The sequence below is a fragment of the Bacillus sp. B-jedd genome (assembly GCF_000821085.1).
Lineage (GTDB): Bacteria > Bacillota > Bacilli > Bacillales > Cytobacillaceae > Bacillus_D.
This window is the reverse complement of record NZ_CCXR01000001.1, coordinates 2,283,124-2,295,209: the sequence shown is the minus strand read 5'-3', so window position 1 is coordinate 2,295,209 and position 12,086 is coordinate 2,283,124. Positions and strand designations below refer to the sequence as shown.

The window sequence follows — 12,086 nt, the reverse complement described above, 5'->3', positions numbered from 1 at the left end:
ACAAATGGCCTTTGGAAAAACATTAAATTAGGGAGGTGTTTTATTTTGGGCAAAAGGAAGCATGATCCATCAACCATCGGTCTCAATTCCTCGCAAGTTGAAGGGCAGGGTACTACAAACAGGGAAACCGGCAAAAAAGAACGGCCGTCTTCCAACAACAAGCAAAAACGTTCATAACAAGCTGGATTTTTGATGTAAAAAAACAGGGGATAATAACCCCTGTTTTTTTAATACATCTTCGCCACTTGCTCCTGCAGCGTTTTGTTTTCAAGGTATTCGTCATAAGTCATTTGCTTATCAACAAGGCCAGAAGGCGTCAATTCAAAGATACGGTTCGCGATTGTCTGGATAAACTGATGGTCATGGGATGCAAACAGCATGGAACCTTTAAAATTGATTAACCCATTATTGAGAGCGGTGATGGACTCCAGATCCAGATGGTTTGTCGGTTCATCAAGAAGCAAAACATTCGCGCCTGAAAGCATCATCTTGGACAGCATGCAGCGGACCTTTTCACCACCGGATAGGACACTCGCCTTTTTCAATACTTCCTCACCTGAAAAAAGCATTCTTCCAAGGAACCCGCGCAGGAAGCTTTCGCTGTCATCCTTTGGTGAGAACTGGCGAAGCCAGTCAACGAGATTTACATCGCTGTTTTCGAAATATCTGGAGTTATCTTTCGGGAAGTAAGCCTGGGAAGTCGTGATTCCCCATTTAAAGGTTCCGGCATCTGGCTCCATTTCTCCCATCAGTATTTTGAACAAGATTGTTTTAGCCAATTCATTCGTTCCGACAAGAGCAATTTTATCGTCCTTATTCATTGTAAAGCTAATATTGTCAAGGACCTTTACGCCATCAATTGTTTTAGTCAGGCCGTCAACCATAAGCAAATCGTTGCCGATTTCCCTCTCAGGAGTAAACCCGACGTATGGATATCTTCTTGATGAAGGCCTAATATCGTCAAGGGTAATTTTATCAAGCAGCTTTTTCCTTGAGGTTGCCTGTTTGGATTTAGACGCATTCGCGCTGAAACGGGCAATAAAGCTCTGTAGCTCTTTGATTTTTTCTTCCTTCTTTTTATTTGCATCCTGCGCCATCCTCTGTGCGAGTTGGCTCGATTCGTACCAAAAATCGTAGTTGCCGACATAGATTTGAATTTTGCTGAAATCAAGGTCAGCGATATGGGTACAAACCTTGTTTAGGAAGTGCCGGTCGTGGGACACAACTATGACTGTATTTTCAAAATTGATAAGAAATTCTTCAAGCCATTGGATGGCTTTAATATCAAGATGGTTTGTCGGCTCGTCAAGCAGCAGGACATCCGGCTGGCCGAATAGAGCCTGGGCAAGCAGGACTTTTACTTTTTCTCCGCCCGAAAGGTCCGCCATTTTTTTATCATGAAGGGACTCATCAATACCAAGGCCCTTTAAAAGAATCGCTGCCTCGGATTCAGCTTCCCAGCCATTCAGCTCGGCAAATTCACCTTCAAGCTCGGCGGCTTTCATCCCGTCCTCGTCAGTGAAATTTTCCTTCATATATATTGCGTCTTTTTCTTGCATAACTTCATATAGGCGTGTATGTCCCATAATAACCGTTTTAAGGACTTCTTGTTCCTCATATTCGTAATGATTCTGTTTCAAAACGGCCATTCTTTCACCTGGCCCCATATGGACCGTCCCAGTCTGGGCTTCAATTTCCCCAGATAGGATTTTAAGGAAGGTCGACTTTCCCGCACCATTCGCTCCAATCAATCCATAGCAATTGCCAGGAGTGAACTTTATGTTAACATCTTCAAATAGTTTTCTGTCGCCAAAGCGTAAACTTACATTGCTTACTGTAATCATAGCATCCTCCAAAATAGACATAATCCTTAAAATTATACCACGATTCATCTCCGTTTGCTAACTATTCCAAAGACTCATTAAGGGCGCGTGTTATTTTCAATGAAGTTAATTGGAACGGAGGGACTGACTCCGGTGGAATACAGGGGCACGTGGAGATCCCTCGAAAAGCGGAAGCGAACTTTCAGCTCGTCGCAAAGTATTTCCTTGTGGAGTGGAAATCAACCATCAAGGGCCGTTCCAAAAGTACTATTTGTTTGTCAGTAAGGAGATTATTGTTTCCTCATTATATCCGTTGGGTAAACTGAAAAAACAACCAGTATCAGTTTGAAATATTTTTTTAAATTATTTTATGATTTTCACACTTTATTCATATTTTTGTTGTAGAATTGAGTTATGGAAATGCCGAAAAGAGAAGGTGAACCGTGTGGCGAAAAAAAAGATAACGGAACTGGTTAAAAAGTTAAGGGAATCGGGGATAAAGGCCAGCATTACGAAGCCGAAATCTGATTACCTGTCCAATCTGCAGCACTTAAGTAAGGCTCCTTCTTCAGTAAATTGATTAAACAGTATGTAAAAAGCGGATAACCTGCTGACGGGGTTATCCGCTTTGCTATTTTTCTGGGGAACTACTCGATTTCGTCCAAAATCTCTTTCAGGACAGCCTGTTTATCAAAATCATTCCCCATAGGAAATTTTTCGATGAATCTATTATTTTCATTGACTAGATAAGTGAATGTACTGTGGATAAAAAATCCATTGCCAGGATCCTTGTATTGGAATTGAAAAGGTTCTGCCGTTTTTCGGATCTGTTCGTGGCTTTTTTTAAGATTGCTGGCATCGCCAGTCAGGAAGAGCCAGCCCCCATCATCCTCAATTTCAAACATTTTCATATAATTCTTCATTACTTCCGGTGTATCTCTGTACGGATCAATAGTAATAGTAATAAATTCAACCTCTTTGCCAAATACGCCTTTTTCTTTCAAGTCTTCCTTAAGCATGGCCATTTTTTGGGTCGTCGTAGGGCAAATATCCGGGCAATGGGTATAGATGAATTCAATCAGTTTTACTTTTGTATGGTCATCCCCAAAACGGAATTCCTCATTATTATGCGTTTGGAGTTCAACGTCTCCTGGAATTTGTGCCAGCGCATCCCGCGCGATAAAAAATGATATGCCGGCGGCTATGCCGATTCCTATAGCAGCGACACATATAATCACTATTTTTCTCATGCAAAAACGCCTCCTTTTTCAAAGATAAAGGAGTTTCCTTGAAATGTATGTGGATATTCTGTGAACTTCGAAGTTCAGTCGACGTTACAATATTCAATCGGGCAATTTTCACAGTTGTTTTCTTTTTTTAAATATTCCAGGTTGTGAATGGTTATTTTTTTTGCCTCTATGCTGATGATGTTTTTCCGTTTTAATTCCGACAGCATTCTGCTGACTATCTCACGTGCTGTGCCGCAAAAGTTGGCAAGATCCTGGGTTGTGACGGGGACAGTGATAAGGATCCCTTTCTCAGTCACAACTCCGTAGCTGTTGCTGAGTCTGATTAGTGTGGAATACAACGCTCCTTTTTTCCCGTATAACACCAGGTCTTTAAATTTGGTCATTGTCTTTCGCATATGGTCATTCATCCATTTTAGAAATTCATATGCGAGCTCACTATTTTTAAATAAAGCTTGTTCAAGTTCATTGATTTCCAAGGCGGCTATCTCGGCATCTTCGATCGCCCGGGCGTTAAAGATATATTTAGGCTCATAGGTGAAAAGAGTTAATTCGCCGACAATGTCATTGTGGCAGCAAAGCCTTAGAAGTAGTTCCTGTCCTTCGGAGTTCATCTTCGTAATTTGCACTTTTCCCGACAAAATAATATAGACCTCGGCTGCGTCTTGCCCTTCCCTGAATAAATAGGAGCCTTTAGTGCATTCGAAATTTCTGTTGGATGATTTTAAAAGTTCGTTCAGCTCATATGATAACGCCGGATTCTTGGAAAAACTTTTCATATGGATCACCCACACCAATTTATTGTTTGCTGTTTTTGCCTATACAATCCTATTTTACCTTAGGATAACTTTAAATAGGGGAAAGCTTTTTTACAATAATAAGAACGGAACGGATGATAAATATAATATTTTTTTAATAAAGGTAAATACTACATAACGAATGAGTCGGGATGAGAAAAGAAGGAGGCGATCGATTTGTTTTTCGGTAAAAGGTTTCCTGTTGAAAAAGAAGAGGAGGTACTGGTCAGCACCGAGGTCTATTCATGTAGTGATGACTCTTGCATTGGCTGGATGCGTAAAAATTTTGTTTCATCTGATTTGTTGTGTCCGATGTGTGGGAGTGCGATGGATTTCGGAGTAAGGGATCTTCCTGAAATTTAATGAAAAAAGCCGGGTGCTGCTCTTCATGCGGGCCCGGCTTTCTTGTTTTTTCATGAAAGGTTTTCGTTTTGCTGTTTAATTTCGTCTCCGCTCATTATGGTATTAGCTTCTTCAAGCTGTTTATGTTCATCCACAGAATCCCCCGGGATACTTTCGGGATTAGGATATGTATCTCCGCTTTTAATGGTAAAAACTGGATTTTTTATAGCGGGGGTTGTATATTTTGTATTCTTTTTCATTGCATTCAGCTCCTTGGAAATTAGCATATACCTTTAGCCATCCGCTTATTCAGGGCACTGATTATTTCAAGGATTTAAAAGCTTTTCTTTTTTGATAGTATTCCAGAGTACCAAATTCAGTATTAAGGAGTGTCTCCATTTTTACGAGGTCATTTGTTCCTACCGGTGGATCATCGGGGTTCCATTTTATCGTATAAACAAAATAATACTCTTTTATTTGCCTGAAAATGACTGGTGAGGAGGGGAACTTATCAAAAAGGGCTTTAATATTATATTTTTTTGTGTAACTCCATTGAACTAGCTCCATCCCCAGGACCTCCTCGATAATGGTCATTATCATTATTTAAACATATTTATACCAAATCAAACTTGTGGGTGAAGAAAACAAAAAAACGGTTCCCGCCCAGCGGGAACCGGATATATGCTTATTCCAAGTTTGACGCGGCGCAGCCGTCACATGTCGTTAAGTAAGATTCGGCCTGTTCTTGAATTTTTTCACCGCATACAGGGCATTCCTTTTGAGGCAGATTACGAAAGAATTCAACCGGGTTTATCAACAATTAAAACCCCTCCTTATATAATACAGATTTAAAAACCTTTCCCTTTTATAGTACAGTATAATCCCCTTTATCTAAAATGTGAATAAATAATTAGTAGAAGGGAGGTTTTTTTGCATCTTTTCCCGGGAATGTGGACTAAAAAGAGCAGGAGAAAATGACCATGTCTGATATGTTTTCAAATAAACAGGAGAAAGAAATACCGGAAGATATAAAAAAGAGCGCCGGCAAAGGAATCATATTTTTGGCAAGAGTCGGTTATATATCAAAAGGAATTGTGTATATCCTTGCGGGGATCCTTACTCTCATGGGAACAGCCGGGCTGGAAGAAGGACCGAAGGGAACAGAAGGGGCTCTTGTGGAGGTAGCTCAAAAACCATTTGGCGAGCTTTTGTTATGGGCTATCGCGGTAGGCCTATTAGGTTATGTCTGTTGGAAAACCGTCCAAGGTATCAAGGATCCCGACGGGTCGGGCAGCAAATTAAAGGGATTGTCCAGGAGAGCAGGGAATATTGGGAGTGCCGCCATCCACAGCTTCCTTATTTATAAAGCTGTGTCACTTGCCATGCATTCCGGCTCTGGCTCAGGAAAAAAACAGAAGATACTCAAAATTATCCTCTCGTCCGGGCTAGGCCGCTGGGCGATTATTCTAATTGGTGCTGGCATCATTGTGTTTGGACTTAAAGAAATATTTATTGCATTTACAAGAGATTTTACAAAAATGTTGAAAAAAAGCAGGATGAGCCAGGAAGAATTAAATATGGGAAGGAAATCGGGGAGGTTTGGGATGGCAGCAAGAGGCCTCCTTTTTTGTGTAGTCGGATATATAGGAATCGTAGCTGCCTATCATTCCAAGGCTGGTGATTTGTTTGGGACGGATGGTGCATTGGCGTTTTTATATAGACAGCCTTATGGTCAACTGGTCATCAGTTTTGTGGCGGGTGGATTAATTTCTTACGGTCTATTCCAAGTTATAAAAGGAAAAAGAAGGGAAATAAATCTGCAATAAAAGAGTGAAAGTTTGAAAGAGGCGAGATTATTTTAGATTGTATTTAAAAATATGGCAAAATTTTACGAGTTTCTTAATTTTCCCTTTCTAAATTGTGAACTTTCTATTACAATTAAATTATAAATGTATAAAACGCAGGGGTTGATACTTGACAATGAGTGAATTTGCCTACACATTCAGTCCTGTTTTACTAATTTTTGCTTTTGCACTTACTATAATGGCTTCCTACACCGCTTTAGATATGTTTACGCTAATCCATTCCTCAAAAAAGAATAAAGGCTTGCTTTACATCGGCGGTACATTTTCAATGGGTATCGGTATTTGGGTTATCAATTTTCTTGGCTTGCTTGCTGAGGACATTGACCGATTTTCCACTTATCAGATACCTCTTACTCTTTTGTCAATGGTTATCGGCATTTCCCTTACGGGTATGGCATTCACAGCCTTAACAGCCGACAAAGTGAAGTTTTCAAGCATAATAATTGGCAGCCTGTTTTTAACGATGGCCGTTTTTTCCATTCATATTATTGGAATGTACTCCATGGAAATTAGTATTGGCTTTAATCCTTTAATTTTTAGCATTGCAGGCCTGCTAATCTTTGGATCTTTTCTTTTTTCACTATGGATGCTCTTTTATTCAGAAAATTTTAAACGGAATAACACAGCCTGGTTAAAGCCTGTCAGTGCGGCAATTATCACGGCCGCAATAGCGCAAGGTCATTTTTTATTAAAAAGGGCCTCGAATTATGGGAAGGCACCGGTTGCAAATAATAATTTCATGTTTGAGGATTCTTTTATCGTTTATCTTGTTTTGTTTGTTGCCTTTCTCATATTTGGTGGATTAATCATTTCCAGTACGCTGATCAGTAAAAAGCTTGCCGCAGCCGACAGCCATTTGAAGGACGTCCTGGCGGCACTTGATGCCTCAGCGATTGTGGGCATTACCGATAAAGATGGCAACCTCGTGGAAGTGAATGATAAGTTCTTGGAAATTACGCAATACAGCAGGGAAGAGGTCATCGGGAAAAGCCATCGATTGATGAACTCCGGTTATCATCCAAAAGAGTTCTTTGCTGATCTATGGAACACTGTCCAATCGGGCAGTATCTGGCATGGTGAGATTTGCAATAAAGCAAAAGATGGAACTCTATATTGGGTTGATACGACAATTGTTCCTTTCCTTGATTCTAAAGGAAAGCCATATCAGTACGTTTCCATTAGGACAGATATAACGAATAGAAAAAATGCCGAGGCGGAGCTGCTTGACAGGCATAAAGAGATAAGTGACATCACTTTTGCCCTGGATCAATCCTCTATAGTCGCTATTACCGATTCCAAAGGTTTAATTACAAGTGTCAATGAAAAATTCTGCGAGGTTTCAAAATACAGCCGTGAAGAATTGATCGGGCAGGATCATCGTATATTGAATTCCGGGACACATTCCAAAGAATTTTTCAAAGAACTGTGGAGGACAATCGGGCAGGGAAATGTATGGAAAGGAGAAATATGCAACAGGGCCAAAGATGGGACGTTATATTGGGTTGATACGACAATCGTTCCATTTTTGAACCACAAAGGCAGGCCCTACCAGTATGTAGCGATAAGAACTGATATTACTAACAGAAAGACTGCAGAGAAGAATTTAAAGGCTTCACTAAAAGAAATTGAGGATTTCAAATTCGCCCTCGACCAATCATCCATCGTTGCCATCACAAATGGAAAAGGTATTATTCAAAGTGTGAATGATAACTTCTGTCTGATTTCCCAGTATTCAAGGGAAGAACTGATTGGGCAGGACCACTGTTTATTAAATTCCGGCTTTCATGCAAAAGAGTTTTTCAAGGATTTATGGAGCACAATAGGAAATGGAAACGTCTGGAAGGGTGAGATCAGGAATAAGGCGAAAGATGGGACGTATTATTGGGTGGATACTACGATTGTTCCATTCCTCAATGAAAAGGGGCGTCCTTATCAGTACCTTGCAATTAGAAATGATATTACTGAACGGAAAAAGACGGAAGAAATGCTTCATCGCCAGGATAAATTGGCGGCTGTCGGCCAACTCGCAGCCGGTGTGGCCCATGAAATAAGGAATCCACTGACATCTATGAAAGGATATGCGGAATTCCTGCAGCTCGATGAAAGAGATCCAGAAAGGCTTGAATTTTTAAACATCATTCTCGACGAAATTGAGCGGGTGAATGTAATTGTTGAAGATTTCATGGTTTTAGCAAAACCAAAGGCAGTCGAGCTTGAAGAGAAAAATGTCATTCCTGTTATACAAAATGTCCTGGCACTCCTTGAATTTGAAGCACGCAAAAAGAATGTCAGACTCCATTTTGATTATTCAAACGATATTGTACAAATTGAATGTGATGAAAATCGGCTTAAGCAGGTTTTCCTGAACTTTGTTAAAAACGGAATTGAGGCTATGCCAAATGGCGGGGAACTGCATGTGAAAACACGCATCCATGATAATAATGTCCAAATATCCATTCAGGACACCGGCGTTGGTATACCTGAAGAAAAATTGAAAAAACTCGGCGAACCGTTTTATACAACTAAAAAGAACGGAAACGGACTGGGGCTTATGGTAAGTTTCAAAATTATTGAAAGCCATAATGGAAAAGTATTTGTTGAAAGTGAGCCAAATAAAGGTACGACCTTCAACATAGTCCTTCCGGCAAAAACAGCTTAGTTCAACATAAAAGGAGGGAGAAATCCCTCCTTTTTCTGTGGTCTTTCTATATAGTGATAACCATCATAGCAGTTTGTTTTTCGAATAAAGTAGATTAGTAATAGAAAGTATTTAATGTATTTTTCATAATGCTGTCAAAATAATGTAGTAATCTCTTCACAAGCGGCAGCAAAAATGAATTAATATGGTTATATCAGGCTTTATGTTATTAATAGGGGGGAGAAAATTGGGAGAAGCAAATCTGGTTAAAACGGTATGCGGATATTGCGGTACCGGTTGCGGGCTTGTCCTGGAAGTACAGGACAATAAAATAGTCAAAATCCGCGGCGATAAGGAAGCGCCTGTCAACAAGGGTCAGACGTGTGTCAAGGGTTCGTTTGGGTACGAATATGTCCATTCTCCAAAAAGGCTGAATTCACCTTTAATGAGGAAAAACGGCCAGCTTGTACCCGCTACATGGGAGGAAGCTTTAAATTTCATCACTGGAAAGCTCGGTTCCATCAAATCAAAATTTGGCCCGGAAGCCATTTCAATGTTTGCTTGTGCAAGAACAACGAATGAATCCAATTATGTCACGCAAAAATTCATGAGGACTGTTATAGGCAGCAATAATATTGACGGATGCAACCGTACTTGACACGCTCCTAGCGTTGCCGGTCTGGCAACTGTTTTTGGAAGCGGTTTCCCTACGAACACACTTGATGATTTCGACAAGGCAGAAGTTCTTTTACTGATGGGATCGAATACGAGCGAGGCACATCCAATCATTGCGAATCGTATTAAAAAGGCAATAAAATCCGGACTGAAGATGATCGTCATTGACCCGAGGAAAATCGATATGACGAAATTTGCCCACCGGCATCTTCAAATAAATGTCGGTTCCGATATTGCTCTCATTAATGCTTTTATTCATGTAATTCTAAAAGAAAAGCTATACAGCACAGAATTTATCCTTCGACATACAGACGATTTCGAGGTGCTAAAAAAACGGGTTGAGTTATATACGCCTGAATATTCCGCTTCCATCACCGGAGTCCCGGCAGAAGATATTGTCGCAACTGCTAGGGAATACGCATCTGCGAGCGGAGCGATGATTGCTTATACTCTCGGGATTACCGAGCATCATTGCGGCGTAAATAATGTCTTTGATATCGCCAATCTGGCTTTGCTGACAGGGAATATCGGCAAGGAAGGAAGCGGCATCATGCCTCTGAGGGGCCAAAATAACGTTCAAGGCGCCGGCGATATGGGCTGCCTGCCAAACCAACTGGCCGGGGCGATGAGCCTGGCAAATGCCGAGTACCGGGAAAGATATGAAAAAGAATGGGGCGTCACTCTTAATCCCAATGCCGGCGATACACAAACACGGACATTCGATAAAATTGAAACAGGTGAAATTAAAGCTATATATGTCATTGGCGAAAACCCGCTTCTTGCCGATGTCCATATGAACCACACAAAAGTTTTGCTTGAAAAATTGGATTTGCTTATCGTGCAGGATATTTTTCTGACAGAAACTGCTGAGTTCGCGGATGTTGTTCTTCCGGCCCGCTCCTGGGGAGAGGTGGATGGCACTTTCACTAATACTGACAGAAGGATCCAAAGAGTGCGTAAAGCTGTGGAAGCTCATCCGGAAACAAAAGAGGACTGGGAAATACTTTGTGAGCTTTCAACTATGATGGGCTACCCGATGAACTATAATAACAGCGAAGAAATTTGGAATGAAGTAAGGAAGCTGGCGTGGGAGATGTATGGTGGAATCTCGTATTCGCGTCTGGATAAAGATTACTCCGTCCATTACCCATGCCCGGACGAAACCCATCCTGGTACATTGATCATGCATGAAAGGTTTCATTCGAGTGAACAAACAGAGCGCAAATCGCCATTTGTCCCGGTTGAATATACCGCTCCACTGGAAATGCCTGACGAAGAGTATCCTTTTACCCTGACAACAGGCAGAAGATATGAGTCGTATAATACCCATACACAAACCCGATACTACGCTTCGGGAGTGAAAATCAGGCAAACGGAGGAGACGTTGGATATTCATCCTTCAGATGCAGAAAAACTCGGCATTGAAAACGGTGAATTGGTCAAGGTTAAATCACGCCGCGGTGAATTGACCGTTAAATGCAAAATAACCGAACAGGTCGTGCCGGGTCTTGTATTTATGAGTTTCCACTGGCATGAAACACCAACGAATGTCCTGACACTGAACGAATATGATCCAATTTCAGGAACAGCTGAATATAAAGCATGTGCAGTGTCAATCGAATCGCTGTAAAAGCATAAAGGAGCAGATCATTTCTGCTCCTTTAATTATTTTTGGGCGTTTTTGCCGCATCACGCAAAGCGGTAATAAATCAGTACAAATGTCGCCAATACGAATATAAAGTTCAAGAAAACAAAAACAACTTGATCTGCAACGGTCTTATGTATCGAGATAGGAGGTTTATAAAACGACACTCCTTCGATGATAAAAATAGCAAGAATGATATGGATGATAAAATGCCCAGCAAGTTCGAGCCAGCCAAATAATGTAGTCGTTAAGATAAAGATAATTGTTAATATGAAGGCCAGCAATCGATTTAGAACGCCAACGATTAAAAGATAACCGACAACGAATTCAATAAAGGCACTTAGCAAAATAAAAATCCCTGGTGAAAATCCAAAGGTCGGAACATGATGATGGGCGATGATATCCAAGGAAAGACCCGGAAAAACCCATTTTTCCACTGCAACCCAGCAAAGGGAAAGGCCTGTGCCTAAGTATAAGAAAGGGAAACCCCATTGCTCCAACCTTGTACTGCCAATTAGCAGTACAAAGATAACAGCCAGATAGAAACCATAATCCAGCATATGAAATACACCATGTAAAGGAGTAAGATAGACAAATATTCCGAATAAAATCAGAGCCCCTGCTTTTGTTGCATAATGGTGAGGGATGAGCAATAGCCCAATCGAAAGCCATGCAAGCACGGTTACCTCCATGGAAGGCAGGTGAATTTCAGGAGCAAAAATAGTTCCCATTACGACTTGAATGATTAAAGCTGCCGCAGTCCCATACTTCAAGATTAAGCGTGAGTACTTTCGTAACCCATCAAGACGGCTGTCTATTTTTTCGAAAGGCTTCCATTTCATCATCCATGGGAGCAGCTGAGGAAGCGCGGCCAGTATTAAGGCAACGCCAATCGAGACAGAGATGAAGACGGGTGAAAGAATATCTTCAATGGCCGCTTTTTCGGGTACAGCCTCGGTGAACCATTTTACATGAGCCTCCGTAAGAAGCGGAGTAGCGGCTACGCCGATAATTAATAGATAAAAATATAGTTTGTTCCTCATTTTGAAAACCT

The 12,086-nt window shown here is 41.0% G+C and carries 12 protein-coding genes and 1 pseudogene; 6 read left to right on the top strand and 7 right to left on the bottom strand.

The window, feature by feature from the left end; all coding sequences use genetic code 11:
- The first annotated feature begins 45 nt into the window (after positions 1-45).
- Positions 46-177: a YuzL family protein gene (locus BN1002_RS23740; RefSeq protein ID WP_148362766.1), complete on the top strand. Its 132-nt coding sequence runs from the start codon at positions 46-48 to the stop codon at positions 175-177.
- 50 nt (positions 178-227) lie between these two features.
- On the opposite strand, the gene BN1002_RS11245 is transcribed toward BN1002_RS23740, so the two are convergent.
- The 3 genes from BN1002_RS11245 to BN1002_RS11235 all read right to left on the bottom strand — a co-directional run bounded on the left by BN1002_RS11245 (position 228) and on the right by BN1002_RS11235 (position 3,849).
- The gene (locus tag BN1002_RS11245; RefSeq protein ID WP_048825114.1) at positions 228-1,844 is read right to left on the bottom strand and encodes an ABC-F family ATP-binding cassette domain-containing protein; all 1,617 of its coding nucleotides are present in this window, start codon (positions 1,842-1,844) and stop codon (positions 228-230) included.
- A 626-nt stretch (positions 1,845-2,470) separates the two neighbouring features.
- Positions 2,471-3,073 carry an SCO family protein gene (locus BN1002_RS11240; RefSeq protein ID WP_048825113.1) on the bottom strand — a complete coding sequence of 201 codons (603 nt, stop codon included), beginning with the start codon at positions 3,071-3,073 and terminating at the stop codon, positions 2,471-2,473.
- Between the two features lie 74 nt (positions 3,074-3,147).
- Positions 3,148-3,849 carry a Crp/Fnr family transcriptional regulator gene (locus BN1002_RS11235; protein ID WP_048825112.1) on the bottom strand — a complete coding sequence of 234 codons (702 nt, stop codon included), beginning with the start codon at positions 3,847-3,849 and terminating at the stop codon, positions 3,148-3,150.
- 195 nt (positions 3,850-4,044) lie between these two features.
- Here BN1002_RS11235 and BN1002_RS11230 point away from each other — a divergent pair, with 195 nt between their 5' ends.
- Positions 4,045-4,230, top strand: a complete 186-nt coding sequence (locus BN1002_RS11230; RefSeq protein WP_048825111.1) for a cold-inducible protein YdjO-related protein — start codon at positions 4,045-4,047, stop codon at positions 4,228-4,230.
- Positions 4,231-4,280: 50 nt separating this feature from the next.
- Here the strand turns inward: BN1002_RS11230 and BN1002_RS11225 are convergent, their stop codons facing one another.
- From BN1002_RS11225 to yhfH, 3 genes are all read right to left on the bottom strand, one after another.
- Entirely contained in the window at positions 4,281-4,469 is a 189-nt protein-coding gene (locus BN1002_RS11225; RefSeq protein WP_048825110.1) for a hypothetical protein, read from the bottom strand.
- A 61-nt stretch (positions 4,470-4,530) separates the two neighbouring features.
- Positions 4,531-4,776, bottom strand: a complete 246-nt coding sequence (locus tag BN1002_RS11220) for a hypothetical protein (protein ID WP_048825109.1) — start codon at positions 4,774-4,776, stop codon at positions 4,531-4,533.
- A gap of 118 nt (positions 4,777-4,894) precedes the next feature.
- Positions 4,895-5,026 carry a protein YhfH gene (yhfH, locus tag BN1002_RS23280; protein WP_442853414.1) on the bottom strand — a complete coding sequence of 44 codons (132 nt, stop codon included), beginning with the start codon at positions 5,024-5,026 and terminating at the stop codon, positions 4,895-4,897.
- Between the two features lie 163 nt (positions 5,027-5,189).
- Between yhfH and BN1002_RS11215 the strand changes: the two genes are divergently transcribed.
- The 4 genes and pseudogenes from BN1002_RS11215 (at position 5,190) to fdhF (ending at position 11,017) form a co-directional block, all read left to right on the top strand.
- Positions 5,190-6,035, top strand: a complete 846-nt coding sequence (locus BN1002_RS11215) for a DUF1206 domain-containing protein (RefSeq protein ID WP_048825108.1) — start codon at positions 5,190-5,192, stop codon at positions 6,033-6,035.
- Positions 6,036-6,189: 154 nt separating this feature from the next.
- Positions 6,190-6,501, top strand: a pseudogene (locus tag BN1002_RS24505) (MHYT domain-containing protein); the annotation flags it as partial.
- A gap of 36 nt (positions 6,502-6,537) precedes the next feature.
- Positions 6,538-8,733 carry a PAS domain-containing sensor histidine kinase gene (locus tag BN1002_RS11210; protein WP_442853413.1) on the top strand — a complete coding sequence of 732 codons (2,196 nt, stop codon included), beginning with the start codon at positions 6,538-6,540 and terminating at the stop codon, positions 8,731-8,733.
- Positions 8,734-8,917: 184 nt separating this feature from the next.
- Complete coding sequence (fdhF, locus tag BN1002_RS11200) at positions 8,918-11,017, top strand: formate dehydrogenase subunit alpha (protein WP_331386326.1); 2,100 nt, start codon at positions 8,918-8,920, stop codon at positions 11,015-11,017.
- 59 nt (positions 11,018-11,076) lie between these two features.
- Here the strand turns inward: fdhF and BN1002_RS11195 are convergent, their stop codons facing one another.
- Positions 11,077-12,075 (bottom strand): DoxX family membrane protein, encoded by a 999-nt coding sequence (locus BN1002_RS11195; RefSeq protein WP_048825106.1) that lies wholly within the window; start codon positions 12,073-12,075, stop codon positions 11,077-11,079.
- Positions 12,076-12,086 lie beyond the last annotated feature (11 nt).